General features: G+C 65.8%; 27 protein-coding genes and 1 tRNA gene. 14 read left to right on the top strand and 14 right to left on the bottom strand.

Translation table 11 applies throughout. From position 1 onward, the window contains the following. Positions 1-214 precede the first annotated feature (214 nt). The 12 genes from ACQEVO_RS27930 to ACQEVO_RS27875 all read left to right on the top strand — a co-directional run bounded on the left by ACQEVO_RS27930 (position 215) and on the right by ACQEVO_RS27875 (position 12,448). The gene (locus tag ACQEVO_RS27930; RefSeq protein WP_357237955.1) at positions 215-403 is read left to right on the top strand and encodes a ferredoxin; all 189 of its coding nucleotides are present in this window, start codon (positions 215-217) and stop codon (positions 401-403) included. 44 nt (positions 404-447) lie between these two features. Continuing rightward, complete coding sequence (locus ACQEVO_RS27925; RefSeq protein WP_432919197.1) at positions 448-1,353, top strand: 3-oxoacyl-ACP reductase; 906 nt, start codon at positions 448-450, stop codon at positions 1,351-1,353. 300 nt (positions 1,354-1,653) lie between these two features. Next, positions 1,654-2,418 carry an MlaE family ABC transporter permease gene (locus ACQEVO_RS27920; RefSeq protein ID WP_432919194.1) on the top strand — a complete coding sequence of 255 codons (765 nt, stop codon included), beginning with the start codon at positions 1,654-1,656 and terminating at the stop codon, positions 2,416-2,418. Positions 2,419-2,422: 4 nt separating this feature from the next. Beyond that, positions 2,423-3,280, top strand: coding sequence for an MlaE family ABC transporter permease (locus ACQEVO_RS27915; protein ID WP_432919191.1), 858 nt, complete (start codon positions 2,423-2,425; stop codon positions 3,278-3,280). Positions 3,281-3,459: 179 nt separating this feature from the next. Then, positions 3,460-4,593 (top strand): MCE family protein, encoded by a 1,134-nt coding sequence (locus tag ACQEVO_RS27910; RefSeq protein WP_432923063.1) that lies wholly within the window; start codon positions 3,460-3,462, stop codon positions 4,591-4,593. Next, positions 4,590-5,615 (top strand): MCE family protein, encoded by a 1,026-nt coding sequence (locus ACQEVO_RS27905; RefSeq protein ID WP_432919188.1) that lies wholly within the window; start codon positions 4,590-4,592, stop codon positions 5,613-5,615. Before ACQEVO_RS27910 ends, ACQEVO_RS27905 begins: the two co-directional genes overlap by 4 nt. Beyond that, a complete protein-coding gene (locus ACQEVO_RS27900; RefSeq protein ID WP_432919185.1) occupies positions 5,612-6,673 on the top strand; it encodes an MCE family protein in 1,062 nt (353 codons plus the stop codon). Before ACQEVO_RS27905 ends, ACQEVO_RS27900 begins: the two co-directional genes overlap by 4 nt. A gap of 64 nt (positions 6,674-6,737) precedes the next feature. Beyond that, positions 6,738-8,057 carry an MCE family protein gene (locus ACQEVO_RS27895; protein ID WP_432919183.1) on the top strand — a complete coding sequence of 440 codons (1,320 nt, stop codon included), beginning with the start codon at positions 6,738-6,740 and terminating at the stop codon, positions 8,055-8,057. After that, positions 8,054-9,325 carry an MCE family protein gene (locus tag ACQEVO_RS27890; RefSeq protein ID WP_432919181.1) on the top strand — a complete coding sequence of 424 codons (1,272 nt, stop codon included), beginning with the start codon at positions 8,054-8,056 and terminating at the stop codon, positions 9,323-9,325. The genes ACQEVO_RS27895 and ACQEVO_RS27890 overlap by 4 nt, the downstream gene beginning before the upstream one ends. After that, positions 9,322-10,791 carry an MCE family protein gene (locus tag ACQEVO_RS27885; protein ID WP_432919178.1) on the top strand — a complete coding sequence of 490 codons (1,470 nt, stop codon included), beginning with the start codon at positions 9,322-9,324 and terminating at the stop codon, positions 10,789-10,791. Before ACQEVO_RS27890 ends, ACQEVO_RS27885 begins: the two co-directional genes overlap by 4 nt. Continuing rightward, positions 10,788-11,876: a hypothetical protein gene (locus ACQEVO_RS27880; RefSeq protein WP_432919175.1), complete on the top strand. Its 1,089-nt coding sequence runs from the start codon at positions 10,788-10,790 to the stop codon at positions 11,874-11,876. Before ACQEVO_RS27885 ends, ACQEVO_RS27880 begins: the two co-directional genes overlap by 4 nt. Then, positions 11,873-12,448: a h domain protein gene (locus ACQEVO_RS27875; RefSeq protein WP_432919172.1), complete on the top strand. Its 576-nt coding sequence runs from the start codon at positions 11,873-11,875 to the stop codon at positions 12,446-12,448. Before ACQEVO_RS27880 ends, ACQEVO_RS27875 begins: the two co-directional genes overlap by 4 nt. 29 nt (positions 12,449-12,477) lie before the next feature. Here the strand turns inward: ACQEVO_RS27875 and ACQEVO_RS27870 are convergent, their stop codons facing one another. The 12 genes from ACQEVO_RS27870 to ACQEVO_RS27815 form a co-directional block, all read right to left on the bottom strand. Next, positions 12,478-13,515: a methyltransferase gene (locus ACQEVO_RS27870; protein ID WP_432919169.1), complete on the bottom strand. Its 1,038-nt coding sequence runs from the start codon at positions 13,513-13,515 to the stop codon at positions 12,478-12,480. Positions 13,516-13,545: 30 nt separating this feature from the next. Beyond that, positions 13,546-14,889, bottom strand: a complete 1,344-nt coding sequence (locus tag ACQEVO_RS27865) for a DoxX family protein (RefSeq protein WP_432919166.1) — start codon at positions 14,887-14,889, stop codon at positions 13,546-13,548. Beyond that, positions 14,889-15,854 (bottom strand): LLM class flavin-dependent oxidoreductase, encoded by a 966-nt coding sequence (locus tag ACQEVO_RS27860; protein WP_432919163.1) that lies wholly within the window; start codon positions 15,852-15,854, stop codon positions 14,889-14,891. The genes ACQEVO_RS27865 and ACQEVO_RS27860 overlap by 1 nt, the downstream gene beginning before the upstream one ends. A gap of 32 nt (positions 15,855-15,886) precedes the next feature. Next, on the bottom strand, positions 15,887-17,824 hold the full coding sequence (locus tag ACQEVO_RS27855; protein WP_432919160.1) for a M16 family metallopeptidase: 1,938 nt from the start codon (positions 17,822-17,824) through the stop codon (positions 15,887-15,889). Further along, complete coding sequence (locus ACQEVO_RS27850) at positions 17,821-18,714, bottom strand: hypothetical protein (RefSeq protein WP_432919157.1); 894 nt, start codon at positions 18,712-18,714, stop codon at positions 17,821-17,823. Before ACQEVO_RS27850 ends, ACQEVO_RS27855 begins: the two co-directional genes overlap by 4 nt. Further along, positions 18,711-19,238 (bottom strand): flavoprotein, encoded by a 528-nt coding sequence (locus ACQEVO_RS27845; RefSeq protein ID WP_432919154.1) that lies wholly within the window; start codon positions 19,236-19,238, stop codon positions 18,711-18,713. Before ACQEVO_RS27845 ends, ACQEVO_RS27850 begins: the two co-directional genes overlap by 4 nt. A gap of 77 nt (positions 19,239-19,315) precedes the next feature. After that, complete coding sequence (locus ACQEVO_RS27840; RefSeq protein WP_432919152.1) at positions 19,316-19,477, bottom strand: hypothetical protein; 162 nt, start codon at positions 19,475-19,477, stop codon at positions 19,316-19,318. 65 nt (positions 19,478-19,542) lie between these two features. Beyond that, positions 19,543-20,412, bottom strand: coding sequence for a T3SS effector HopA1 family protein (locus ACQEVO_RS27835; RefSeq protein WP_432919149.1), 870 nt, complete (start codon positions 20,410-20,412; stop codon positions 19,543-19,545). Continuing rightward, the gene (lxmK, locus tag ACQEVO_RS27830) at positions 20,409-21,761 is read right to left on the bottom strand and encodes a class V lanthionine synthetase subunit LxmK (protein WP_432919146.1); all 1,353 of its coding nucleotides are present in this window, start codon (positions 21,759-21,761) and stop codon (positions 20,409-20,411) included. Before lxmK ends, ACQEVO_RS27835 begins: the two co-directional genes overlap by 4 nt. Then, complete coding sequence (locus tag ACQEVO_RS27825; protein WP_432919144.1) at positions 21,758-21,973, bottom strand: hypothetical protein; 216 nt, start codon at positions 21,971-21,973, stop codon at positions 21,758-21,760. Before ACQEVO_RS27825 ends, lxmK begins: the two co-directional genes overlap by 4 nt. 41 nt (positions 21,974-22,014) lie before the next feature. Then, entirely contained in the window at positions 22,015-22,800 is a 786-nt protein-coding gene (locus ACQEVO_RS27820) for an ABC transporter permease (protein WP_432919141.1), read from the bottom strand. Further along, positions 22,797-23,738 (bottom strand): ABC transporter ATP-binding protein, encoded by a 942-nt coding sequence (locus ACQEVO_RS27815; RefSeq protein ID WP_432919138.1) that lies wholly within the window; start codon positions 23,736-23,738, stop codon positions 22,797-22,799. Before ACQEVO_RS27815 ends, ACQEVO_RS27820 begins: the two co-directional genes overlap by 4 nt. A gap of 101 nt (positions 23,739-23,839) precedes the next feature. Between ACQEVO_RS27815 and ACQEVO_RS27810 the strand changes: the two genes are divergently transcribed. Both ACQEVO_RS27810 and ACQEVO_RS27805 read left to right on the top strand, forming a co-directional pair. Further along, complete coding sequence (locus ACQEVO_RS27810) at positions 23,840-24,496, top strand: response regulator transcription factor (protein WP_432919135.1); 657 nt, start codon at positions 23,840-23,842, stop codon at positions 24,494-24,496. A gap of 13 nt (positions 24,497-24,509) precedes the next feature. Beyond that, on the top strand, positions 24,510-25,691 hold the full coding sequence (locus ACQEVO_RS27805; protein ID WP_432919132.1) for a sensor histidine kinase: 1,182 nt from the start codon (positions 24,510-24,512) through the stop codon (positions 25,689-25,691). Positions 25,692-25,936: 245 nt separating this feature from the next. Here ACQEVO_RS27805 and ACQEVO_RS27800 read toward each other — a convergent pair. Both ACQEVO_RS27800 and ACQEVO_RS27795 read right to left on the bottom strand, forming a co-directional pair. Next, a tRNA-Thr gene (locus ACQEVO_RS27800) sits at positions 25,937-26,009 on the bottom strand. A 253-nt stretch (positions 26,010-26,262) separates the two neighbouring features. Continuing rightward, positions 26,263-26,493, bottom strand: a complete 231-nt coding sequence (locus ACQEVO_RS27795) for an MbtH family protein (protein WP_030522889.1) — start codon at positions 26,491-26,493, stop codon at positions 26,263-26,265. Between the last annotated feature and the right edge of the window lie 56 nt (positions 26,494-26,549).

Here is a 26,549-nt window from a genome sequence, read left to right as displayed (position 1 = left end):
AGCCTTCGTTGTACGGGGTTGGAGAAGGGGCCGGGACGTGGGATCTCGCCGCGCTCACCCTCCCGGAGCGCGGAATGGATCTCCGATACCTTGCTCCGATCATTGCATATGCACTGAAACATGTTCCAGTATTGAAGGGTAATCAGCCCATGTAGCCTGCCCGGGCGGCCCGTCGTTGTTAGGCTTGCGGTATCGGGCGGGAAAAGGAGTTTCGATGAAGGTCAGCGTTGACTTCGATCAGTGCGAAGCGAATGGAATCTGCGCGGGAATCGCTCCCGACGTCTTTGAACTCGATGACGAGGATATGCTGCACGTCGCCGAGGGCGAGGTCGCGGCGGATCAGGAGTCGCAGGTTGCCGAGGCAGTCGCGCAATGTCCGAAAGCGGCGTTGCGGTTGCTGTGAATCGGCTCTTGCCGTGAATAAGAACACGTTCTAGAGTCGGCCCGGTGAGCGATACAGATACCAGCCTCGCCGGGCGAGTTGCGATCGTGACCGGAGCGGGTGCGGGCCTCGGTAAGGCCGAAGCGCTCGCCCTGGCCGGAGCCGGGGCCTCGGTGGTGGTCAACGACCTCGCCGAGTCCGACGCCGTAACCGAGACGCTGGAACAGATCCGCGCCCTCGGTGCGAAAGCCGAGTTCGTGGCGGGCAGTGTCGCCGAGCGGTCCACGGCCGACGCGATGATCGCCGCGGCCACCGAATCGTTCGGTGGCCTGGACATCGTGGTCAACAACGCGGGTATCACCCGCGACAAGATGCTGTTCAACATGTCCGACGAGGACTGGGACGCGGTGCTCGCGGTACATCTGCGCGGGCATTTCCTGCTGACCCGCAACGCGGGCGCCTACTGGCGGGCGCGGTCCAAGGAGACCGGCGCCCCGGTATACGGCCGGATCGTCAATACCTCTTCCGAAGCGGGTCTGCTCGGGCCGGAGGGTCAGGCCAACTACGCCGCGGCCAAGGCCGGGATCACCGCGCTGACCCTCTCGGCCTCGCGCGCGCTGAACCGTTTCGGTGTCCGCGCGAACGCGATCTGCCCGCGGGCGCGGACCGCCATGACCGAACAGGTCTTCAGCGCGGCGCCGGAGGGAGAGGTCGATCCGCTCTCGCCCGACCATGTGGCGCGCCTGGTGGCCTACCTGGCCTCACCTGCCGCGGAAAAGGTCAACGGGCAGGTGTTCGTGGTCTACGGGCCCATGGTCGCGTTGATGGCCGCGCCGGTGGTCGAGCAGCGCTTCGATGCGACGGGTACGCAATGGTCTGATGACGATCTGGCCACCACGCTGACGGGTTACTTCGCCGGACGAGAAGAAGGTCGTACCTTCTCGGCAACGGCACTACACGAATTGGGTTGAGCGAGTCTCGCCGGGGCCGGGGTTGCGCGAACGGATCGCGGAACCCGCCCGGCAAGAGTTGTACAACCGTCCAGTCATTGGTAAACAATGGGTCGGACTGTGCCCGGCCTCACACAATGATGTCCACGGCGCATGAAACCTGTTTCAGTCTCGCTGTCTGAGATTGAAACAAGTCAACAGTTCACAAGCCTCAAAATGGCCCCAAATAGGAAATGAACGTGTTCTACTTAGCGGGGCGTGTCCCAGGGTGTATCCCGATCGGCCGCCAGCGGGACCAGTGTTAGGCAAGGAGGATCCACGGTGAACGACGTCCTTGCCGTGCCATTGCGGGCCGTCGGCGGATTCTTCGAACTCACCGCATCCGTGGCCCGGGCGAGTCTGCGCCGCCCGTTCCAGCTGCGCGAATTCATCGATCAATCGTGGTTCGTCGCGCGGGTCTCGATCCTGCCGACGGTGCTGGTCGCGATCCCGTTCACCGTCCTGGTGAGCTTCACGCTGAACATCCTGCTGCGCGAAATCGGCGCCGCCGACCTCAGTGGTGCCGGCGCGGCCTTCGGTGCGGTGACCCAGGTGGGGCCGATCGTCACGGTGCTCATCGTCGCCGGCGCCGGTGCCACGGCCATCTGCGCCGACCTCGGCGCCCGCACCATCCGGGAAGAAATCGACGCCATGAAGGTGCTCGGTATCGACCCAATCCACCGGCTGGTCGTCCCCAGAGTATTGGCCTCGATGTTCGTCGCCCTGATGCTGAACAGCCTGGTCTGCACCATCGGCATCGTCGGTGGCTTCCTCTTCTCGGTTTTCCTGCAGGACGTGAACCCGGGCGCGTTCGTCAACGGCATCACGCTGCTGACCAACCTTCCGGAGCTGATCATTTCCGAGGTCAAGGCCGGCCTGTTCGGCCTGATCGCCGGACTGGTCGCCTGCTACCTGGGTCTGAATGTCAAAGGTGGTCCCAAGAGTGTCGGTGATGCGGTGAACCAGACAGTGGTTTTCGCCTTCATGGCGCTGTTCGTGGTGAACGTCGTGGTCACGGCGGTCGGTCTCAAATTCTCGGTGCGGTGACGCGATGTCGGCCTCGGTGATCATCCAGTCCCGTTTCCCCCGGATCACCCGGCGGGTGCGCAGGTTCTCGACCTCGATCGACGACCTCGGTAAACAGGCCGTGTTCTACGGCAAGGCGATCGGTTGTATCCCGCGCGCCCTGATCCACTACCGCACGGAGACGATCCGGCTCATCGCGGAGATCAGCATGGGCAGCGGCGCCCTCGCCGTGATCGGCGGCACCGTCGTGATCGTCGGCTTCCTGACCCTGTTCTCCGGCGGCACCATCGCCGTGCAGGGCTACAGCTCGCTCGGCAATATCGGGGTCGAAGCCCTCACCGGGTTCTTCGCCGCCTTCCTGAACGTCCGGATCGCGGCGCCGGTGATCTCCGGGATCGGCCTGGCCGCCACCATCGGCGCGGGCTCCACCGCGCAGCTGGGCGCGATGCGGGTGGCCGAGGAGATCGACGCGCTGGAATCCATGGCCATCCGGCCGATGACCTACCTCGTCGGCACCCGGGTGCTGGCCGGGATGATCGCGATCATCCCGCTGTACGCCCTCGCGGTGATCGCCTCCTTCATCGCCAGCCGGTTCGCGACCGTGGTCATCTACGGGCAATCGGCCGGCGTCTACGACCACTATTTCTCGACCTTCCTTATCCCGAGCGACATCCTCTGGTCGTTCGCGCAGGCCATTGTCATGGCGTTGGCGGTGATGATGATCCATACGTACTACGGCTACAACGCGGCGGGCGGCCCGGTGGGCGTCGGTGTCGCGGTGGGTAACGCGGTCCGGACCTCGCTGATCGCGGTGGTCACGGTGACGCTGCTGATCTCGCTGGCCGTCTACGGCACCTCCGGCAACTTCAACCTTTCCGGATAGGCGCCATGACGGAAATGATGCGAGCGGACAGTAAACGATTACGGGCACAGCCCGGGGCGTCGAACGGTACCGCGGGTGGGTCGTCCCGCGGTCCCGCCGATCCCTGGGCCCCGCTGCCGCCGGCGAACAAGTGGGTCGCCGTGCGGGAAAAATTCGGGCTGAAACTGGCCGGCACCGCCATGGTGCTGGCCGCGGTGGCGGCGGTCTTCGTCTCGCTGACCATGTTCTTCGGCGGGTTCACCCCGAGCGTCACCGTGACCGTCGCCGCGCCGCGCAGCGGGCTGGTGCTGGACCCGGACGCCAAGGTCAAGGTGCGTGGCGTGCAGATCGGCCGGGTCGCCGGGGTGGATCGCACCGACGACGGTGCCGACCTACGGCTGGCTCTCGACCCGGACATGCTGCACCTCGTCCCGGCCAACGCCACCGTCGATATCCGCTCGACCACGGTATTCGGCGCGAAATACATCAACTTCGTGATCCCGCAGGAACCGGAAGCACAATCGCTGCAACCGGGCGCCCGGCTCTCGACCGAGAAGGTGACCGTCGAGTTCAACACCCTGTTCCAGCATCTCAGTGATGTCCTGGCACAGGTGGAGCCCGAGAAACTCAGCGCCACCCTGACCGCGCTGGGCACCGCGCTGCAGGGCCGGGGGGAAACACTCGGGCAGCTGCTGGTGAACGGAGACGCCTACCTGCGCGAGATCAACCCGACGCTGCCCACCCTGCAACGCGACCTCAGCACCACCGCGGCCGTCGGCAACCTGTACGCCGACGTCTCCGGCGATCTGCTGCGCACCGTCGACGGGGCCACCGTGAGCAGCCGGACCCTCAGCGAATCCGAATCCGATGTCGACGCGCTGCTGGCGAATATCACCGGTCTCGCCGACACCACCGGCGCGGTGCTGCGCGATAACGAAGCCCAGATCGGCACCGCCCTGGACCTGCTGCGCCCCACCGGCGAACTGCTCAACAACTACCGGGACGCGCTGTTCTGCCTGATCGGTGGTTCGGCCAAGGCGCTGCCGCTGGGCGAATCCGTCTTCGGCGGCGGACAGGAAGGTGTCGCCCTGAACACCGGGTTCATGTATGCCAGCCCTCCCTACACCTATCCGAACGACTTGCCGAAGGTGAATGCCACCGGCGGGCCGCGCTGCGGCGGGATACTCGATCGCGTACCGGACAGCCACTCCACCTACGTCGTGACCGATACCTCCGAAGGGCATCCCTACACGCCCTCGACCAACCTCAGCCTGAACGCTCCCTCGGTCTTCCAGGTACTGTTCGCCGGGCTCCCGGGGGTGGGCCAGCCATGAAAAATACCGCTACCACGATCAAACTCGCGATCTTCACCCTCGTGATGACCCTGGTCTTCGCCGGGCTGGCGATCGTGTTCTCGCAGACGCGTTTCTCCAGTGAGAACGGATACCAGGCGGTGTTCACCAGCGCCTCGGGCATGCTACCCGGGGACAAGGTGCGCATCGCCGGGGTACCGGTCGGGTCGGTGTCGTCGGTGAAGGTCGACGACGAATACCACGCCCACGTCGAATTCGATGTGGATACCAAGTACCGGTTGCTGACCAGTACCCGCGCCACCATCCGCTACGAGAATCTGGTCGGCGACCGCTACCTGGAACTGCTCGAAGGGCCGGGGGAGGCCACCACCCTGCACGAGGGCGGCACCATCGGCCTCGACAAAACCGCGCCCGCACTGGATCTGGACATGCTGCTCGGCGGGTTCAAACCACTGCTGCGCGGGCTGGACCCGGCGCAGGTCAACGATCTGACCAACGCGCTGCTGCAGATTTTCCAGGGGCAGGGCGGAACGTTGGTCGAATTGCTCAACAGCAGCGGTTCGTTCACCAAAACCCTCGCCGACCGGGACGCGCTCATCGGCAGCGTGATCGACAACCTGAACTCGGTGCTGAAAACCATCGACGACCGCGGCGACCAGTTCGCCACCACCATCGACGAACTGCGCCGGCTGGTGAGCGGTCTGGCCGCCGACCGCGATCCCATCGGCGCGGCCCTCCCGCGGATCGCCGACGCCACCGCCGCGACCACCGATCTGCTGGCCCAGGCACGCCCCGATCTGGCGGCCACCATCGCCCAGACCGGGCGGCTGGCCACCAACCTCGACGACGGCTCCGACACCGTGCAGTGGGTGCTGGACAAACTGCCCGCGACCTACCGGAAACTGATCCGCATCGGCTCCTACGGTTCGTTCCTGCAGCTGTACGTATGCCGGACGAACTTCCTGGTGGACGGTCCGGACGGGAAACCTCTGCTGATCGAATTGCCCGGTGAGCAGACGACCGGAAGGTGTGCCAGCGAATGAAGGAGCAATCGCGCGCGGTGACCATCGGCGTCGTCGGCCTGGTGCTGGCGGTCGCGGTGGCGCTGTCGGCGCTGCAGTTCGAACGGTTGCCGTTCATTCGCGGCGGGGCCGTGTACACCGCGTACTTCGCCGATGCGGGCGGGCTGGTGACCGGTGACGACGTGGAGGTCGCCGGGGTGAAATCGGGCCGGGTCGAGGATGTGAGCCTGGACGGCGCGCAGGTGCTGGTCCGGTTCAGTCTCACCGAAACGATCGGGATCGGCGACAAGACCACCGCCGCCATCAAGACCAACACTGTGCTGGGCCGTAAATCCCTGGCGGTGAACCCGGCCGGCGACGGGTCGCTGAAGGTCACCGACACCATCCCGATGGAACGCACCACCTCGCCGTACTCGCTGAACGAGGCGCTCGGCGATCTCGCCGGCACGGTGCAGGATCTGGACCTGCCGAAGGTGAACCAGACCCTCGACGAACTCTCGGCCGCCTTCGCCGACACCCCGGCGCCGCTGCGCTCGGCGCTGGACGGCGTGACCGCCCTCTCGCGCACGATCAACGCCCGCGATCAGGCGCTGTCGGATCTGCTGACCCGTGCCCAGAACGTCACCAAGATCCTGGCCGACCGCGCCGACGCCATCAACGCGCTGCTGGTCGACGGGAATCAGCTGCTCGGCGAACTGGATCGGCGGCGCACCGCGATCAGCCAGATGATCGTCTACGTCAACGCGCTCGCCCAGCAGCTGTCCGGGCTGGTGCACGACAACGAAGCCCAGCTGAAACCCGCGCTGGACAAACTCAATTCGGTACTCGACCTGCTGCAGCGCAACCGGGACAACCTCACCGGCGCGCTCGACGGCCTGGGCCCGTTCGCCGCGGCCCTCGGCGAACAGGTGGGCAGCGGCCCGTACTTCAACGCCTACGTCGTCAACGCCAGTAGTGAAACCCTGCACCCGCTGGTGGACGCGCTGGTCTGGCCGCAGCATCTGCCCGAATCGCTGCGCGCCTATCTGCTCGAACCCGGCCCCAAGATCGGCCCGTCCGTACAGGAGCCACCGCGATGATGCGAAACCTCCACCAACCCGACGGCCTCCGCGGACCGCATGGAACTGCCCCGAGGAGGATCTCGTGACCACTCTGAAGGACAAGGTCCGCGCGATACCCCGGAAACGGGTGGCGATCGTTGCCGGGGTCCTGGTCGTGGCGCTGGTCGCCTTCGGCGGGTACACGGCGTTCCAGCGGATCACCAAGCACGAGATCACCGCCTACTTCACCTCCACCAGCGGTCTGTACGCGGGCGACGATGTGCGCGTGCTGGGGGTCCCGATCGGCAAGATCGACGCCATCGAGCCCGGTAAGGATCAGGTGAAGGTGACGATGTCGGTCGACGGCGGCGTCGACCTGCCCGCCGACGCGCGGGCCGTGATCATCGCCCCCTCACTGGTCGCCGCGCGGTTCATCCAGATCGCGCCCGCCTACACCGGCGGGGACAAGCTGAGCGACGGTGCGGAGATCCCCATCGAACGCACCGCCGTTCCGGTCGAATGGGACGACATCAAGACCGAGCTGAACAAACTGTCCACCGCCCTCGGCCCGGTCGGCGACGACCCACAAGGCTCCTTCGGGCGTTTCGTGGACACCGCCGCGAACAACCTCGACGGCAACGGCGACGCCTTCCGCACCACGCTGCGGGAACTCTCGGCCACCCTGACCACCCTGTCCGACGGCCGCACCGATCTGTTCGGCACCATTCGCAACCTGCAGAAGTTCGTGGACGTGCTCTCCAAGAGCAATGACCAGATCGTGCAATTCGGCGGGCGGCTCGCCTCGGTGTCGTCGGTGCTCGCGGGGGTCTCCCAGGACCTCGGTGCCGGCTTGGACAACCTGGACCTGGCGCTGACCGATGTCCAGCGCTTCCTCGAAGGCAGCGGAACCGAACTCACCGAAGGCGTGCAACGGCTCGCCGACGTGACCCAGATCCTGGTCGACAAACGACCCGAACTGGAACAGGCGCTGCATTCCGGCCCGACCGCGCTGGTGAACTTCTACCAGATCTACAAACCCGCCCAGGGCACGCTGACCGGCGCCATCTCGCTGAACAACTTCGCCGACCCGGTGAGCTTCCTGTGCGGTTCGGTACGGGCCTTGGAGCAGAACGAATCCGATACCAGCGCCGACCTGTGCGCCCAGTATCTGGCGCCGGTGCTCAGCTCGCTGGCGATGAACTACCTGCCCATCATGACCAACCCGGCCACCGGGGTGACCGCGTTCCCGAACCAGCTGGAGTACACGACTCCGGACCTGCCGGGGAAGGTCGACCCGCGGAAGGTCGGCCCCCCGGCCGCGCCCGCGCCCGCCCCGGTCACGGTTCCGGCCGGTGTCGCGGGGCTGGCGATCCCGGGTATCCAGCTTCCCGGAATTCCCGGCCTGCCCGGAGGAGGACGATGATGCGCCGGCTGAAGCTGCGCGCCCCGGAGGTCCGGCGGCGCGGCGCGGCGCTCGTCGCCGGGCTCGCGCTGGCGTTACCGATCACGGGCTGCCAGTACGACGGGCTCAACTCACTGCCGATGCCCGGTACCGAGGGCACCGGCGAGGGTTCGTACACGGTGCAGATCCAGATGCCGAATGTCACGACGCTGACCCGCAACTCGCCGGTGCGCGTCGACGACGTCGCGGTCGGCGCGGTCACCGATATCGAGGTCGAGGGCTGGCACGCGCTGGTGACGGTCTCGCTGAACCCCGGTGTGGTGCTGCCCGCGAACGCCACCGCCAAGATCGGCCAGACCAGCTTGCTGGGCAGCAACCACGTCGAACTCGCACCGCCGGTGGATATTCCGCCGGTGGGCCGGCTCGCCGCGGGCGATGTGATCCCGCTCGAACGCGCCGGGGTCTTCCCGACCACCGAACAGGTGCTGTCGTCGCTGTCGGTAGTACTCAACGGCGGCGGAATCTCCCAGCTGGAGAACATCACCCGCGAACTCAACTCGGCCCTGGTGGGCAACGAGGAAGAGGTCCGCGACCTCATCCCGCAGATGAACGATCTGATCGGCAACCTGAACGCCCAGCGCGACGACATCATCGCCGCGATGGAAGGCCTGGACCGCGTCTCCGGGCAATTCGTCGAACAGACCGATGTGGTGGAAGCGGCGATCGAGGAGATCCATCCCGCGCTCACCGTGCTGGCCGACCGCCGGCAGAACATCACCACCACCATCACCAAACTCGGTGAACTCAGCGATGTGGTGAACCGGCTGATCACCGCCAGCGGCGACGATCTGAAAGCGAACCTGGCCAACCTCGCTCCGGTATTGCAGACCCTCGCCGATACCGGCTCCGATCTCACCGAGGCGCTGAAGATCATCGCCTCCTTCCCGTTCCCGCTGAAGAACCTGGACAACGCGATCAAGGGCGACTACCTGAACCTGTTCATGACCGTGGACCTCACCGGTAAGCGGCTGGACTCGAACTTCCTCACCGGCACCGGAATCGGCGGAATGTTCGGCGGTGTGGAGGTCGCGCTCGGGCAGATCGCCGGGCCCGCCGGCCAGCAGGGCAACCCACTGGCGACGCCCCTCGAGCCGCCCCCTGGCACTCCGCCGCCCAGTGACCAGCCGCAACCGACAGTTCCCGGGCTGCCGCCGATCCCCGGCCTGCCCGCCATCCCCGGGCTGACCGTGCCGCTGCCCGCCGCACCGCAAGGGGGCGAGGGCCGGTGACGCTCACCCGATTCGTACGAATCCAGCTGATCATCTTCTCCATCCTCACGGTGGTCGGCCTCGGCGTCATGGGCGGCACCTATGTCGGTGTGCCCGCGATGCTCGGGATCGGCCGGTACGAGGTCACGCTGCAACTCGCCGCCACCGGCGGGCTGTACCAGAACGCCAATGTCGCCTACCGCGGCACGAACGTCGGTGTGGTCGAAGAGGTCCGGCTCACCAGCGAAGGCGTCGAGGCGCGCCTGTCGGTCGACAGCGATTACAAGATCCCGGCCGACTCCACGGCGCTGATCCGCAGTGTCTCCGCGATCGGCGAGCAGTACGTCGACCTGGTGCCGCCGCAGGATCCGGGCGACGCCAACCTCTACGACGGCAGTGTGATCCCGGTGGACCACACCGAACTCCCCCAGGATGTGGGTGCCCTGCTGGATCAGGCCGACCGGCTGCTGGCCAGCGTCGCCGACACCCGCCTGCGGCAGGTCATCGACGAGGCGTTCCGGGCGTTCAACGGTGCCGGACCGGATCTGCAGCGGTTCCTCGATTCCGCGGCACTGCTGGTGCAGGAAGCCAACGACAATGTCGGGCCCACCAAGCAGCTGATCGAACAGATCGGCCCGCTGCTCGACACCCAGGTGAATTCGGATGCCGCGATCCGGTCGTGGACCCGCGACCTGGCGGTCGTCACCGATCAGTTGCGCGCCCACGACCCGGCCCTGCGCAGCATCCTGGCCAACGGGCCCGCGGCCATGCAGCGGGTGACCCAGCAGTTCGACGAACTGCGTCCCACCCTGCCGCTGCTGCTGAACAACCTGGTGAGCCTCGGGCAGGTCGGGGTCACCTACCACGCCGGTGTGGAACAGATCCTGGTCGTGTACCCGCCGCTGATCGCGGCACTGCTCACCGCGGTGCGCGGGCCCATGGAATACGGCGCGATGGTCGACTTCATGACCACGCTCAACGACCCGCCGCCGTGCACCACCGGCTTCCTGCCGCCCGATCAGCGCCGCAGCCCGAGCGAACTGGATACCGTCCCCACACCCGAAGGGCTGTACTGCAAGGTCCCGCAGGACGACAAGACCGCTGTACGCGGTATCCGCAATACGCCCTGTATGGAATACCCCGGCCGGCGGGCCCCCTCGCCGGAGCTGTGCCGCACGGGATACGTTCCGCTGGGCACGAATCCGCCGTTCGGCCCGCCGCAGCCGGTCGCGCCCACCGAACCGCCCGCGCCCGGTGTCGCCCCGGCCGCCGCGCCCGACACGGGCCCCGGGGTTGCGGGAGTACCCCCGGCACCTGCTAGTTTCTCGGGCGCAAGCACCCCCGCCGCCGCTCTCTCGTACGATCCGGCCACCGGGGTCTATACCGGTACCGACGGTCGCAGCTACCGTCAGGGCGATATCGCACCCGGCGGATCGGGCGCCGTACCCGCGGATTGGCAGGCAATGTTCGAGGAGCAGCAGAAATGAGCGAGACCAAGGACCCCCGCCGTACCCGCAGGCGGGCCAGCCGCACGGCGGGCCCACCGGTCGAGGACGCGACCGAGAAGCTCGCCACCGGTACCTCTGCCGCCGACTCGGACACGCGGGAGGACGTGACCGAAACGCTCGCGACAGGGTCGGCGCAATCCGAGACCACGAAGCTCTCGGCCGGCTCGACGGAGTCCGCGACGGCGAAACTCTCGAGCAGCCCGGCCGCCTCCGGTACAGAGAAGTCCGCCGCCGGCTCCGCGTCGGCCACGACCGCGAAGCTCTCGAGTGGTTCGGCGGGGTCCGAGACCGCGAAGCTGCCGGTCGGCGGGGCCGAATCCGTGACCGAGAAGCTTTCGAGCACCCCAACCGGAACCACGGGCGTCGACGCGACCGCGAGCAGCGCCGCCGAGGTGGACAAGGAGGCCCCCGGAGCTTCCGCGCCGACCGTCCGGCTCGGCAAAGCCGAGACGCAACCCGCGGACTCCCGTGGCGTCGCTTCAGCCGAAGCCGCCACGGTCGCGCTGGACAAGAAAGGTTCGGCCGAGGAGGAGACCGGTACCGCTGCCGCGGAAGCGGGTGACGAGCCCGGTGCCGGGTCCTGGAAACGGATCCTCGCGCTCACCGCCGCCGCGATCCTGGTGATCGGACTCGTCGGCGCCGCTGTGGTGTCGATGATCGCCGTCCAGTCCACCGAGCAGCGCGACGAACGCCGCGCCGACTACGTGGCGACCGCCCGGCAGACGATCCTCAACCTCACCACCATCCGCGCGGATACGGCCAAAGAAGATATCGACCGGATCCTCACCATGGCCTCGGGCGAATTCAAAACCGAATTCGACGGCCGGATCGATCCGTTCACCGAAATCGTCAAACAGGCCAAGGTGCAGTCCACCGGCGAGGTCGTCGAGGCCGCCGTGGAACGCGACGACGAGAAATCCGCGGTGATCCTGGTCGCCGCGAAACAAACCCTCACCAACGCGGGCGCCGAGGGCGAACAGCAGCGGTTCTACCGCTTCCGGGTCACCGTGCAACGTGCGGATGACGGCACCTTGACCGCCTCGGATGTGGAGTTCGTAGCATGATCGAGTCAGGCCCGGAGGAAAAGAACGCCAGGGCGGGAAACGAGAAGACCGGCGAGGTCGTTTCGAACCCCGGCCCGCGGGCAGGTATGAAACTCCGGAACAAGATCCTCATCGGGGTCACCGCGGTGGTGGTCGTCGCGGCGGCGGTGGTCGCCGGGATCGGCGGCTACCGCTATTGGGATTACCGCCAGTCCGAGCAATCGCGCACCGATGCCGTTGCCGCCGCCTCCCGCACCGTCTCGGCCATGTTCAGCTACGAGTTCCAGACGGTCGACAAAGAACTCCCCAAGGCCGCCGACAACCTGGCCCCCGAGTTCAAGGCCGATTACCTCGAACTCATCGACAAGGCGATCGTCCCGGGCGCCAAGGAAAAGGAACTGACGGTCAAGGCCAGCACGCAGGCCGGGGGAGTGGTCTCCGCCGACCGTGCGCACGCCGTGGTCCTGCTGTTCTTGAATCAGGTGACCACCAGTAAGGAAAGCCCCCAGGGCACCACCACGGGTAGTCGCGTCCGGGTGGCCCTCGACAAATCCGACGAGCAGTGGCTCGTCGCCTCGGTCACCCCGATCTGACCGTTGTGCGTGCGCCTTCCCGGCGTCTATCAGGGTGCGCCTGCCGCTGTCCGGGGACGCAGTTCCACCAGCGACCGGAGCATCGTGCCAGGTCCGCGCCACACAACGTCCAGACCTGCCTTATCGGCCAGGACGCACAGATCGTCCACCGTCCGGTCCGGCTCGGGCATGCTCGCGGCCAGCCGAACATCCATGGCGGTGCGCAACGGAGGATCGAGGTGCAAATGGGTGGTCATATGGACTTCGGCCAGCACGACCCGTCCCTCGGGCCCGGCGGCGTCGGCGCAACGCGACAGGATCCGAATCGCATCTTCGTCGCCCCAATCGGCCATGATCGCGGACAGCAGATAGACGTCGCCGCCCGTGGGTAGCGGGTCGAAGAAGCTACCCGCCACGATCGAAGCGCGATCCTGCACACCGTGGCGCCGCATGGTCGTCGTGCCGAGTTCGCTGAACTTGCCGAGATCCAGAAGCGTGCCGGTGAGATGGCTATGGGTTTTCAGGATGGCTGCCAGCATGGCGCCGTTGTGTCCCCCCACATCGACCACGTGCCGCCGGCCCGACCAGTCGTAACCGTTCACCACCACATCGGCATCGAATTCGGGTTCCGCCGGCGCCAGCCTGTCGAGTCCCTGATCCGCATCGGCGCGGCCGTCGGTATCGTCCCACAGCGAATTCCCGTACAGACCTTCGTAAGCCGGTCGGCCCGTCCGAAGGGTGTGCAGGAGAGCGGTTATCGACATTTCGGCGCGCCCGGCCACCTCCGCGGGATCGAAGAAGGAACGGATCCGTCCGGAGTCGTAGGCCGACAACAACAGCGAGCCCATACCGGAGTTCTCGATCCGGCCGGTTGTATCGAGGTGGAGGAGGCCGATCGCGTGGAGGTGGTCGACGACCTTCGACAGTGGCTGCCGCTTGCACCCGGTTGCCTCGGCCAGTGCGGCCACCGTATCGATACCACTGTCCACATGGTCGGCCAGCCGCAACGATGCCGCGGAGCGAATCACCATCGGGGTGATCAGATCTGCCATGGCGAACAATCGCCGAATATCGTCTTCATTTCCCACGTGCGTTATCTCCTGACTGGATACGGATGGTCATCGCAGGTACGGCCCGTCCTGGAACAGGTGGAACCCTCGTCTTGTCAGTTCGAACGACTCTCGATCACGGAGCCGGAGAACCATACGAACACTCCGGCCGTCGATATCTCCCGTGAGAGTCATCGCTGCCGCACTACTTCGATCGAAGGTCAGCACCGCGGGTGATCCGGTGCCGGGGTCTGTCAGTGTGAGTGTGTGCCGCGCCGGATCCATCGCGGCGGTGTAGGCGAGCAGAGAGCCGTCCATCTGCTGTCGCACCACGTAGTCCGGAGAGTCGAAGACAATTCGCTTCCACCGATCGGTATCGGTGTCCAGCGGTGGCCGGAGCGTGCCGTTCACGGAGTATTCGACGACATCCCAGATTCCGTACAGTTGCGATTTCGGATGGGCGGAGCCGATCGAACGCCACAGATCGGCATTGTTGTGCGCGACCACCGCGGTGAGCCACACAGCACAGACGACCTGCGCGATCACCGCGATCCGGTTTCTTCGTCCGGAACGGAACAACGGCCGTCGCACGGCGACACCCGCTTCGCGGTCGGTGAGGACCGCTGTCGCGATCCGGCGCAGATCGGGGGCGATCAGTACGGCGAGCAGTACCATCAGCAGAAACGAGAACGTTTTGACCGCGACGTCGTAGGACAGGTTCAGGATGAGCACCTGACCCATCGCCGCGAAACCCAGTAGTGCGCCGAGCCGCGCCGTACGCGGCACCAGCAGCAGTACCCCCGCCAGCACCTCGAACACACCGGTGCATATCTGGTAGGAGGTCGATGAACCGACCGACGACCACAGCACCCCCATCGGCGAGAAGTCGCCGTACGGCTGGATCAGCCGGTGCAGGGGCATGGTCATCTGCCAGGGGAACACCTTTGCCATGCCGTAGGTCAGCAGTTGCGCCCCCACCACGTAGCGGATTGCCAGTACGAGCCAGCTGCCCGGAATCCGATAGTCACGTGCGCGTCTGTCGGCAAGGGACCAGACGGCGGTGACGCCGACCGCGACGAGCAAAAGCACCGACAGCTGAACCCAGCTGTATACGGTGTCGTCCCAATTTCGAAGCCGGTCGATCTGCGCAGCGGTCAATGGGACCCGGAAAACAGTGCTTGCGACCCATTCCTTCACCGCGGCCACGGGTCTGTGCACCTGCAGAACCCACTCGGCGGGAATTCCGAAAGCCGCCAAGAGTCCCAGCGATAAGCGAGTCGTAAGCGCTGTCAGGAGGAAGAAGGACAAGCCCAGCCGGAATACGAGCGTGGCCGGTAACCCCCGCACAGGACTTCGGTTGTCACCCGGTTCGGTGGCGACACTCTTCGCTTCCCGGCCGACGATCGTGGCCATCAGCTCACCTCGCCCGCCGATGAGTCCGTCAGCTCCCGCACCGCGTCGAAGACGAGCCGGATATCGGCCAATGCGGCCGCAGGTCCCTCCATGACGTGGGTTCCGGCGATATTCAGGACAACTTCGTCCACTCCACGCCGGTACAGATCGACAACGGCCTGTGCGATCGATTCCGGCGTTCCGATGACGATGGTGTCCGACTCGACGAGGGCCTGTGCGGTCGCGGCAGGTGATCGCGGGTCTGCGGCGATGCCTGCCCGGCGCAGCATCGCGCAGTAGTGGTCGGCGCTCAAATGATTGCGTACGGCCGCGAGAACAGTTGCCGGATAGTCGCGTCCGGTGCGCTCGACAACGATATGCACCACCGAGCACACTGTCGGCCGCGCTCTCCCGCGATGGTTCGCGCCGCTCTCCAGGGCGGGAAGAATCGTGCTTTCGATATATGCGGTCGGTGCCAGCCAGGTGAGCACGAGATCGGCGACGCCGCCGGCCTCGAATGCCATCCGCTCTCTGAGGACTCCCGCTCCGATCAGCACCGGTGGCGCCGTGCTCGCGGGAAGTACCGGGTCTCCCGATGCGGCGTCCTCGGAACCACCGGGCCCGGATCCGTACAGCATTCTCCGCACGTTGCCGATATAGCGGGCCGCGACATCGGCCGGGGATCCGAGACCATCCGGGGACAGTGCGTCCTGAAAGTTCTTCCCACCCACACCGACGCACAGGGCGAAGGGAGCGCCGGAGACCTCCGCAATCGTCCGCGCGGTCAAGGCTGCCTGCATCGGATGTTCCAGTTGCACCAACTGCACTCCGATACCGAAAGACAGACCTGGAAATTTCGATGCGACAACGGCGAGAGCCGCCCCGGTATTCATCAGGATGGACTGCCCTGCCCACAGCCGCCGGGCGCCCGAATCCAGCGCGCACTCGGCATATGCCGCCAGCTCGTCGAGCGACCATATCTGCACCGGATACATCACAGAAAAATTCGGCACCGACATCACTTCACCTCCGCGCGCGCGAACAGGTCTTCCAGTTGCCGGAGCGCGGTATCGACCTCGCCGACAGTGAGATCGGCCAGTACCGCACAGAAGTCGGAGACGGTCGTATGAACGTCGAGCGCAAGCAACTTCGTCAACGCATGAGCCTCCTCGGGCGCCGAAAGCTGCTGGGTGAGCAGTCCGCCGATGACGAACGACCGCACATCTTCCAGGCGCTGCCCGTCGATCGGCCGCGACTCCGGGCGCGTGCCGACCACCTGGTACCGGTCCCGGCTCCAGGCCGGCACGATGACCGGCTGGGGTATACCGCCGCGGCGAATCCGGTCGGCACCGTTGAGAAATGCCGCACCGACCCAGCGGGCCGCGGCCTGCCGTACCACCTCCGGATCTCGAATCGCGGGTTTCCGCCCCGGGGCCGCGATATCGAACCAGTGTCGCGCCTCCGGGCCGACGGCCGATACCGCCAGCGGCCTCGGCCCGGCCACGCCGTCCAGTGCTTCTGCCAGGTCGCAACGCACGTCATCGGGCAGCTCGTCGCGGTAGGACACGCGGACGTATCGCGCGCGGCGCGCGTCGTCCTGTTGGTACCAGGGACGTGCCGGAAGATGCGGGGCGTCGGACGGCAGGACGATCACCAGTGCGTTCTGCCCCGGCCCGGGCTGTGCTACCACACCGTGCGCTGCCGAAATACGGTCGGCGTGCGGCGATACGGCATGGTTTGCCTGCTGTCCGGCGCCGGCCCGCCGGGGCCGGTACGGCTTCGGCGCCGGGGGACGATCTGCCGGTTGCGATGGCAGATCGAGAGTCTGCGGCCGGATCTCCCATGGCTTGCAACCCAGCAGTTCTTGCTGGATCGTCACCACCTCGGCGACGTCCAGGCGGTCGAGGTGGTGATGGAGTTCACCGGCCATCCCGGATGTACCCGACACCAGCCAGAGCCTCGCTGTCGCCGCCGCGTCACCGGACAGCCACGCAGCGGTCGAGGAGAGTATCGCGACCGCATCGGCGAACTCGCGGGCGCCGATCGGCTCGCGGGCCACCGAAATGCACGCGGCCAGATCGTCATCGGCGACCGGTGCGATGGCGAAAGCTTCGGGCAGCGCGGAGTGCGCTTCGGGAGATCGCCCGACCGAGGCGATCAACTGCCGCCGTTCGCGCAGGACGACCGCGACGATTTCCATCGCCAGCCGCCGGAGACTGTCGCCGGCGATTCCGGGCACGAGCCAGGCTGCCCACGGCCGTTTGATCGCCGTGCTCACAATCGCGTGGGGTGAACGTATTTCGGTCCGATCCGCGGCGCTGCCCACGGGTTCGGCCGGCCGCGGCCGGCCGAACCGGCCGTCGAGATGGGTGCGGACGCCGTATACGCCGCCGACGGCGCTCAGATCGCCCCGCAATGCCATGGCCGCCCGCTCCGGCCGGAAACACCGCCGGGCGAAGCGGCTGCATTCGTCGAGGGTGAGCGTCCGGGTCTGTTCCGGATCGCCGAAGCTGTCGTGGGACGGCCCCCAGTCTCCGAAGACCAGATCGGATATGGTCGCCCAGGGGCGGCCCGAGCGGAAGTAGGTGTCGACCTCGTCCACCACGCCGGCCTTCTGCGCACCGAACAGCTCGGCGCTTACGTGTAACTGTCCCCCCAGCCGGTCGCATTCGGCATCCAGCACCGCCGGAAGTAGTGCGGCCGGCCCACGGGTTTCGAAGATGAGGTAGTCGCGATGGGTATTCGCTCTTGTCTCGCCCCCTGATCCCGCGATTGTTCCCGGCGGCAGCACGGAACCCACCACAGACAGATGTTCGGTGAGGTGTGCGGTACCCGCCTTGCCTTCCGGATCGAACACCGAACCTGCCCGGACGACGGTCGTCAGCTGGAACGCCTCGTGCCGGGCCGTGCTGTCGGTGACCACCTTGAGCCCGTTGCGCAACTCGAAGCAATTCATGGATTCGACCCCCCGTCGTCCACCAGCCGGTTGATCAATTGCGCGAACTCCTCGAGGCCGACACGGTCCCATCCGGCATCGAACTGGGCGAAGGTGATGAAATCTCCGACGTGCCGGGCAAGGGCTTCCACGATGAACCCGTCCACGAGCTCCTCCGATAGCGGGACGGTCCCGTGGGCCTCGTAGGCCGCGAGAAGAGTGCGATGTGCTGCGCGAACCGCGTCGATACGGATGCTGCGCACGATGACTGCGCGCTCGATGAGTTCCGCCACGAGCGTGGCCAGATCGAACTCGGGAGGCCCCGCTCCGATATCTTCCCCCAGCAGGAAACGTGTTCTGTCCGGGGCGGTCATCGACTGTCCCAGGCGTGCCCATCCGTGCAGTAGCACGGTGGGTCCGGTATCGAGCGGAGTGCTCAACAGGACGTCCACGAAATCACGGCTGGTATCGGTCAGCAGCTTCAGGAAGCGTTCCCGTGCTCCGCGGCGGCCGATGGACAGTTCGTCGCCGTTCCGCCACCATTGCCGAAACCGTGTCCGTGCCGGCGGCTCGCCGATTTCGCGATCGGGTGAGATCGAATGCAGGACAGCCAGAGCGGTGCCCCAACGGCCGAGTGCCGTGCACAGTTCATCGGTTTCGCGACGATCGAGCAGTTCGATATCGTTCACACCGATCTCGAGTCGATATGCCCGTTCGCGATCTGTTCCGCTTCCGATGACGAATCCCGCATCGGCCAGTGCGTCGAACGAAAGCGGGGGTATGCCATGGATATCGGTGAATCGGTGGTTCCGCATGGGTGCCCGGCGGGTCAAGAGGTAGAGTCCGTCGACTCGATGGATATGCCGCTCCCGCAGGCTGCTTCCATGCACGATGGGGTGCGGTCGATTCACTGCAGTTCCCGGAGACAACTCTCGAAGGACGCGGCGCCGAAGGACTGGTCGGCATGGGGATTCAGATTGGCCGTTTCCTCGGGTGGGAGAACCGTGATATTTCCGCGCTCGGCAAGGGATTCCAGGTGTTTCTTGTACACCGGCCCGTTCATACCGCCCGGAGGAGGTATCGGAGCCACGATAATGGGTTTTTCGATACAAGCGGCCGTCAGTAGCGAGGGTGTATTGACGATACCCAACGCCAGCCGGGACATATAATCGAATGTGCAGGGATGAACGATGATCGCGTCGAGCCATACCGACATCTCGACATGTAATGGGCGGTCGCCGACATCATCCCATTTATCGATCATAACGGGTGCCGCGCCGATATTTTTGATTGCCGCTGGACTGAGAAATCGAGTCGCCGAAGGCGTCATAACATATTCGACGCAAATATCTGGTCGCTGGAGCCTTATCCATCGGGCCCAGAACGGCGTAATACTGCACGACACCGCACCGGTTACCACCCACAGCAAGTTCATCGGTTACACTCGATTCCGCCTGTGGACGGCCCGGCCAGAACCCGGGCCGTCCACAGGTCAATCATTGTGGCTGCGAATCAGCAGTCCACCCGGGACGTGAGGACGATCGTCGATGCCACGCACGGAGCCGAGGTGGCAGGCGCGTCCATCGCGTTGGTGTCGCTCAGTTCCGCGGCGGTGGTGTACTCCTCGAAGCCCTTGAGGATATCGCGCTTCTTCTCCATTGGTTTCCCTTTCATTTTCATTTCCTCCGAATCACGGTGATACGAAGGGTTGTTGACACCCGATCCTCTTCGATCGAATGTCAAGATTTTGGGTTGTTCCGCCAGAAAGCAAATCTGTCGACTCCGGCTTCGTCCCACAGGCCGGCCAATATTTCGGCGAAATCGCCGCCTTCTCGTGCCTGGGTGATACCGGCGGCCGCGACGATCGTGGCGCGGTGCTGGCCGAAGCTCAATCCTTTTCTGGCCGGGTCCGAATCGGCCGGCTCCTCGGCGATCGCGACACCGGCGGCCGTCCTGTTGGTGAACGCGGAGCAGAGATCGGGGTGCACTGTGCCGGCCGCGATACGAGAGATCTCGAGGGCCGACTCGTAGGTGTCGGTGTAGATCGTGATCGCATCCGACCGCGGGAACTGATCGGCCAGGGAGAGCACCTTGGCATCCCATGGCACACCCGATGCATCGATTCCGGCGACGATTTCCGCGAACTCGGCCGGTGCCGCATCCGCATCGCCGACGGCCACGTATACCCGCCAGATGCTCCCGGCCGGCGGCTTCTGCCGGCCGGTCACGTAGTAGTAGCCGGGCGAACGGGCAGGCCACTGCCTCGACACGCTGATCGTCTCCCCGGCATCGTCGGGAAGTATCACCCGGACGCCGAGCAGCGTTCCTGTCCGCCGGCCACCCAGACGTTGCTGATCGCCCGGTGTCACCTCGACGGCCGGGTGGTCGAGGGCAGCGGAGATCCGGCGTTCCATGAGGCGATCGCGGATATGGGAGAAGGACGAGGTATCGGGCTCCGTCGCCCGCGCGTGCAGCCGGTAGTAGATCGACCGGCCGAGCTTGCGCTCCAGTTCGCGGGCACTGTCGGCAGTGATGGTCGCACCGGCGACTACGGCCGAGTTCGTTTCGATATCGACCTCGATACCGAGATCCAGTGCAATCGTTGTCATGCCGGAACCTTCAGTTCGAAAAGATCGATGACACCGTCGGGCTCGCCGAGCGCAGCGCGTCCCACACCCGCCGCGGCCCAGTGCGTCGCCGGTAGCACCGCCACTCCGGCGGCGAACGCGAAGAGCCGGTCGATCAGGTGCCATCCGGCGAATCGGCAGGCTCGCCGGAGCAGAGCCGGATCGGCCGAATCATGCGTCACCGCGGTGTAGGACCGCCAGAATTCCTGTACCAGCGGCGCGAGGACCGCGGCCTTGTCGACAGCGCGGGAAACGATCTCGGAGGAGTCGCCGGTGCGTCGGAAGGCTGTCCCGTCACCACGCCCTGTGGGGATATCGAGGATTGTCCGGTACAGCCATTCGCCGATGAAGGTGCCGACATCCCGCGCCGGATCGCCGATCCGGAACTCTTCCCAGTCGATCAACATGACGGTTTCGTCGTCGATCAGCAATTGGTCGACTCGAACATCGCCGTGGATGGGACACCGATCGCCGTTACTCTCCGAATCGGCGATGAGTTCCTCGAGCAGACGAGTGAGCTCGTGGTCCTTCTGACAGTTCCGGAAGGCCTCGATCTCTCCCTCGGTCAGGTGATAGAGCTGATCCAGCGGAATCGCATGCAGATGCTGGGGCCGCGGTGCGGGGTAGTTGGGCGCGGATATCGGGACATGGTCATGACTCGACCGATGCAGGCGACCCAGTAATTCGCCCACCCGGCCTGCGGTCTTCGTGTCGAAACGCATATCCACCATGAGCTCGGATCCGGTGGCGCGGTCGCCGATGTATTCGAATACCGCGGCGTTGTGCTCGGTATCGACATCGATCAGTTGCGGCCCTCGATACCATTCACGGACGCTGGGCAGCGCATTGAATCGTTCGAAAGCGAGTAGCGCCTCGATCCGCTGCGTAGATTCACGGCGATCCAGCACTTTGACGAAGAATTTCCGGTCCCCGGATTCGGCGACGAAGTTGAGGTTCCGGCCGGGTAGGCGTTGTATGTTTGCCGGACCGCGACCTGTTGTGGAAACGAGCTCGATTGCGTGCCGCACATCCGTAGGTATCCGAGACGGGGTGTGATTCCCCACGGTCTCACTGCTGTGTAAACGCATTTGCTGCCGGCTCCACTTGGAAAGAGAGGCCGCGTTGCCGATCGGCCGTCGAGTCTTCGGACCAGCAGATTCGAGCACGCCGCCGGTCGTCACGACAAGCCCGAATTCACGAAAATTCTGCGTTTGCGGAGGTAAACACCGGATAGCGCGTGTCCGGTCCGGACGCCGGAAACCGAAACGGGCACAAAAAATTCGGGGCGTGTGGTGACCGGTCACCACACGCCCCGACTTCGCGGGCGTCACTGTACGTCGGCAGGCTTCCGACGCGCCGCGATGGCGATCCGGACCAGCGCGTACACGGCGTACAGGGCCGGGAGGCCGAACTGCACCACCGGTGTTCCGCCGAACGGTATCGCGATTGCCGCGATAAGCAGCAACGCCACGAGTTGAGCCGCCACCTCGCGGCCGACGGTCGGTGCGATCCTGAGCGAGGAGAGATCGGTCAGCAGATTCATCTTTTTCCTTCTTTCTGGGTCTTGTCGAGGTTCGAGAACGGTCAGGACCGCGGTTCCCACCGCCACCTGGCGACGGCCACCGCAATCGCCAGCAGGCACCAGCCGGCGGTGAGCGCGATATCGACGGTCACGACCGACACCTCGATATTCGCGGGCAGCGTCGTAATGCCGGAATCCATTCCGGCCCAGCCTTTTGCGATCAGATCCGCCAGTGCGACCAGTGGTAGCACCAGGGCCGCCCACCGGAGGTTCATATCGAGGTCGGCGGTGACGATCTGCGCGCCGACCGCACCGCCGAGCAGGATCGGCATGGTGGTGAACTGGACCCGCTCGGTGGTGCCGGTGAGCGCGGCGGTCATCGCGGAAGCCGCCAGCGTGGCGACTATTCCGAGGCCGACGGCCACCCCGATCAGATCGGGTACCTGTGGAACTGTGGCGCCCGTGGCGAGATTGAACCCGCCTACGAGCACGATCTGGAACATGCTCAGCAGTACGAACGGAATACAGATCGACAGCATGATCCCGGTGCCACCCAGCTCGCTGGTTCGCAGCCGTTTGAAGATCAGGTTCTCGCGCCGGTTCGTCATCAGCACCGCGGCGTTGACATACACGGTCAGCAACAGGGCGATGACGACATGGGTTCCGATCGTCGCACCCCAGCGGGCGGCGCTGTCCGGGCGTTCGCCGATGTAGGTCAACCCGATCAGCACCGCGGGCAGTAGCAGGACGATGGAAGCGGTGCCGGGCCGCCGGAGGATGAGCTTGAACTCGGTGGCGGCCATGGACAGAGTGGGAAACGTTCCCGAGAATCCGAACAGGCTGCTCATGTCGTACTCCGTCCGTTGTCGCCGAGCAGGTTGTGGAAGATCGTGTTGAGATCGGCGGTCTGGGCGCGCAGCCCACGCAGTTCGATGCCCTCGGTCTCGGCCCAGCCGAGCAGGGTCGTGAGATCTCGTTGCAGGGAGCGGGTGCGCAGCGACAGTTGTACGTCCGGCCCGATCGGGTCGAGTTCGAACGCCGTGGTCGTCGCGGGGAGCCGAACTGCGTGCCGCGCTTCGACCGTCGCTTCGACGGTGGCGGGGTGCGCGTCCAGAACCTCGTCCAAGGTCCCGGATATCGCGATGGCGCCGGCGTGCATGATGGCGAGCCGGTCGGCCAGCTCCTCGGCTTCCTCGAGGTAGTGCGTGGTGAGAACGATGGTCGTTCCGCCGGTGCGCAGTTCGCGTACCAGATCCCACAACCTGCTGCGCGATTCCGGATCCAGTCCGGTGGTCGGTTCGTCCAGTACGACGAGGTCGGGGTGGCCCCAGACGGTCAACGCGATATCGACGCGCCGCTTCTCGCCACCGGACAATTTGTCGATCCGCACATCACGCCGGTGCACCAGATCCACGCGTTTCAACAGGTCGTCCACGCTGTCGGCCCGGCTGGAGATGCGGCTCCACAGGCGCAGTGTCTCCGCCACAGTCAGTTCCGGGAGAAATCCGGCTTCCTGGAGCATGAACCCGGTCCGGCGGCGGAGGGCGCGGCCCTGCCGGACCGGATCGTGGCCGAGTACCCGAATCGTCCCCCCGGCCGGCTTGCGGTAGCCCTGAAGCAATTCGAGGGTGGTCGTCTTGCCCGCACCGTTGGTGCCGAGCAATGCGAAGACCTCACCGGTACGTGCATGCAGGCCGACGCCGCGCACCGCTTCGTAATCGCCGTAGCTGTAGCGAAGATCCTGCACATGCACACCGTCATCGTTGTGCGGAGCTGGTGTGTTCATGAGGGAACTATGGCTGTGTGCGGGTCCTGCCCGGTAGTATCACCGCGTCACCGCTTCACGTGACAGTGTCATATGCGTCGTTGGCATAGGGGTGGTGGAAGATGGGCGGGGACGGCGGCTCGGAACACCGAGCGCCACTCGGGTCGCGGGAATCCCCGACACGGTTGCTCATCGCCGACGACGAGAACATGACCCGGGAAGCCATTGCCGCATTGCTCGATATGGAGCCCGATATCGAAATCGTCGGCCAAGCGGCCGACGGCGCTGCGGCGCTGGTCATCGCCCGCGAGCATATGCCCGATGTGGCTTTCGTCGATGTCGAAATGCCCGGCGGTGGTGAGGAATTGGTGGCCGCGCTGGCGCTGGCCAGTCCGGCTACCCGGGCGTGCATCCTGACCCGCCATGCGCGGGCGCGGGTGCTTCGCCGTTCCCTCCAAGCCGGTGCGGCGGGCTTCGTCGCCAAGACCGCGTCCTCCCGGATTCTGGCCGATGTCGTGCGCCGGTTGGCGGCGGGTGAGCGGTATGTCGACCCGGCGTTGGCGGCGGATGCCCTGGCCGAACCGCCGTGTCCGCTCTCGGACCGGGAGCTGCAAATACTCGTCCGGGTCGATATCGGCGAATCGACGACGACGATCGCCAAACGAATGCATCTGGCCTCGGGGACCGTCCGCAACTATCTGTCGTCGGCCCTCACCAAACTGGGTGTACGGACCCGCCAGGAGGCGGTCGCGATCGCTCGTGATTCGGGATGGCTCTGACACAACGATGAGGATGATGCGAGAGACTCGGGCGTCGGCCGAATCACCGGACCATGTCGTTCTGCGGCACGTGCGCAGTAACCAGATCCAAACCACCGTGCTGCTGCTGATCGCGCCGGCCTTGACGTTCGTGTTCGAGCCGTTCGAACCCGTCGCGGTGCTCGGTGCGGCGGCGGTGCTGGCCGCGTTCATCGCGCTCCACGTGGCTGCGACCGGGATGATCGGGGGGCCGTGGGCACAGTCACCGCGGATACCGGCCTGGGCCGCTGTCGCGGTGGCGATCCCGGCCGCGGTGGCCGCGTTCCATTTCACGGAATACGGGTGGGCGTGGCTACTGCTGCCGGGTACGGCCGCCGCCGACCTCGTCTTCGCCTACCGGTCCGCCAAACCCCTCCCGTGGGCGCTCGCCGTCGGCGGTTGCACCGCCGCATTACTTTTCGTGAGCCTCGTCGGTCAGGAGGGGGCCGATTCGGCGTGGCGCTCAGGGCTCGGCGCGCTGGGGCTGGTCGTCGTCGCGTGCTATCTCGAGTCGGCCGGTCCGCTGCTCTGGCAACGTACCGTGGAGGCCGAGCAGGCCACGACCCGCCTCGCGCAGGCGCGCGAACGGCTGCGCATCTCGGACGATCTGCACGATATCCTCGGCCGGGCGCTGGAGGTCGTGGCGTTCAAAACCGAGCTGGCGGCCCGCCTCATATCGTTTCGGCCCGATCGTGCGCAGCACGAGCTCGAGCAGGTGCAGCAGGTGGCACGTGAGGCGATGATCGAAGTACGCAACCTCGTGAACGAGAGCAAACCGGTCAGTCTCGACGGTGAAATACATGCGGCGGTCCGCCTCTTGGAATCCGCCGGTGTCGATTGCACTGTCACATCTGGGTCGCACGAATTCCCCGGCGATCTCGACGATGTTCTCGGTCGTGTCGTGCGGGAATCGGTGACGAATATTCTCCGTCACTCCGCCGCCGCGGTATGCAGTCTCACGGTATCCCGGTCTGTCGACGCGGTGACTTTGCTGATCGTCAACGACGGTTTGCGTACCCGGACCGCAGCCGGCAACGGCACCGGGCTCGACAGCCTTCGCCGGCGGCTGCAGGAGTTCGGCGGCGAACTCACCACGGCGGTCGATCAGGGACGATTCCACCTGCGCGTCCGTGTCCCGCAGGCCGCTCCCGTCGAGCAAGCGTCGCTGTTCCGTTGACGGCGCTCGGCAGTTGCCGTTCGGCCGTGACCGTTCGGTACGGCCTGGCCCGATGCCCCTGCTTGGTCGGCCGTGCGTAAATCCTGCGCGCCCATCGTGCGTAGATCCGGTGGGCGCAAGCCGGCCGTGCCATTCGTTTTCGATCTCCTGGCTGCGCTTGATCAGCGGCGAACACCCGGCAATATCGCATGATGCGGAAATCACTCGGGCCCACCGACACGGTCGGTGGGCCCGAGTGCAGCGTGAGCCGCCTGAGGGACTCGAACCCTCAACCTACGCATTACAAGTACGTTGCGCTGCCAGTTGCGCCAAGGCGGCGGAGTGGCTTCTGAAACGAGTCACTCGGCAGCCGATCATACGGGTCGGCGGCCGAGATCGCGAAACCGATTCCGGTGATCATCGCCGGGAACCGATCGTCGCCGGATCCACCCACTACGACTCGAAACGGAACCCACCGGCCGCGGAAACCGGCCAGCGCGGCCGTCGTACCAGCACCTCGGCACGGGACCCGGAAGCAGGCACCGCGGCCGCGGTGGTGTGGGCGCCGGCCGGGCTGTGCGGAGAGGCGGAACTACTTGCGGGCCGCTTCGTCGGCGGCCATGGCGTCGCGCAGGCTCTTGGGCCGCATATCGGTCCAGTTCTGCTCTACGTACTCCACGCAGGCCGCGCGGCTGTCCTCACCGAAGACGACCCGCCAGCCGGCCGGGACCTCGGCGAACGCCGGCCACAGGGAGTGCTGTTCTTCGTCGTTGACCAGAACGAAGAAGCGGCCGTCCTCGTCGTCGAACGGGTTGGTGCTCATTTCACCTCACTGGGGTGCTCGCGCGTATGTACAGGGATCTGTCCGGGCCCGGTACG

The organism is Nocardia sp. CA-290969 (assembly GCF_050936135.1).
Taxonomy (GTDB): Bacteria; Actinomycetota; Actinomycetes; order Mycobacteriales; family Mycobacteriaceae; genus Nocardia.
This window is presented reverse-complemented; position numbering and strand designations above follow the sequence as displayed.

What these genes read in the sequence shown, in the direction of transcription:
- ACQEVO_RS27910 (WP_432923063.1), top strand. Translation starts at nt 3,460, where the DNA reads ATGGTGCTGGCCGCGGTGGCGGCGGTCTTCGTCTCGCTGACCATGTTC.
- ACQEVO_RS27805 (WP_432919132.1), top strand. Translation starts at nt 24,510, where the DNA reads ATGATGCGAGAGACTCGGGCGTCGGCCGAATCACCGGACCATGTCGTT.
- ACQEVO_RS27880 (WP_432919175.1), top strand. Translation starts at nt 10,788, where the DNA reads ATGAGCGAGACCAAGGACCCCCGCCGTACCCGCAGGCGGGCCAGCCGC.
- ACQEVO_RS27855 (WP_432919160.1), bottom strand. Translation starts at nt 17,824, where the DNA reads ATGAATTGCTTCGAGTTGCGCAACGGGCTCAAGGTGGTCACCGACAGC.
- ACQEVO_RS27825 (WP_432919144.1), bottom strand. Translation starts at nt 21,973, where the DNA reads ATGAATCTGCTGACCGATCTCTCCTCGCTCAGGATCGCACCGACCGTC.
- ACQEVO_RS27795 (WP_030522889.1), bottom strand. Translation starts at nt 26,493, where the DNA reads ATGAGCACCAACCCGTTCGACGACGAGGACGGCCGCTTCTTCGTTCTG.
- ACQEVO_RS27810 (WP_432919135.1), top strand. Translation starts at nt 23,840, where the DNA reads ATGGGCGGGGACGGCGGCTCGGAACACCGAGCGCCACTCGGGTCGCGG.
- ACQEVO_RS27890 (WP_432919181.1), top strand. Translation starts at nt 8,054, where the DNA reads ATGATGCGCCGGCTGAAGCTGCGCGCCCCGGAGGTCCGGCGGCGCGGC.
- ACQEVO_RS27835 (WP_432919149.1), bottom strand. Translation starts at nt 20,412, where the DNA reads ATGACAACGATTGCACTGGATCTCGGTATCGAGGTCGATATCGAAACG.
- ACQEVO_RS27820 (WP_432919141.1), bottom strand. Translation starts at nt 22,800, where the DNA reads ATGAGCAGCCTGTTCGGATTCTCGGGAACGTTTCCCACTCTGTCCATG.
- ACQEVO_RS27905 (WP_432919188.1), top strand. Translation starts at nt 4,590, where the DNA reads ATGAAAAATACCGCTACCACGATCAAACTCGCGATCTTCACCCTCGTG.
- ACQEVO_RS27915 (WP_432919191.1), top strand. Translation starts at nt 2,423, where the DNA reads ATGTCGGCCTCGGTGATCATCCAGTCCCGTTTCCCCCGGATCACCCGG.
- ACQEVO_RS27840 (WP_432919152.1), bottom strand. Translation starts at nt 19,477, where the DNA reads ATGAAAGGGAAACCAATGGAGAAGAAGCGCGATATCCTCAAGGGCTTC.
- ACQEVO_RS27900 (WP_432919185.1), top strand. Translation starts at nt 5,612, where the DNA reads ATGAAGGAGCAATCGCGCGCGGTGACCATCGGCGTCGTCGGCCTGGTG.
- ACQEVO_RS27930 (WP_357237955.1), top strand. Translation starts at nt 215, where the DNA reads ATGAAGGTCAGCGTTGACTTCGATCAGTGCGAAGCGAATGGAATCTGC.
- ACQEVO_RS27865 (WP_432919166.1), bottom strand. Translation starts at nt 14,889, where the DNA reads ATGGCCACGATCGTCGGCCGGGAAGCGAAGAGTGTCGCCACCGAACCG.
- ACQEVO_RS27845 (WP_432919154.1), bottom strand. Translation starts at nt 19,238, where the DNA reads ATGAACTTGCTGTGGGTGGTAACCGGTGCGGTGTCGTGCAGTATTACG.
- ACQEVO_RS27815 (WP_432919138.1), bottom strand. Translation starts at nt 23,738, where the DNA reads ATGAACACACCAGCTCCGCACAACGATGACGGTGTGCATGTGCAGGAT.
- ACQEVO_RS27875 (WP_432919172.1), top strand. Translation starts at nt 11,873, where the DNA reads ATGATCGAGTCAGGCCCGGAGGAAAAGAACGCCAGGGCGGGAAACGAG.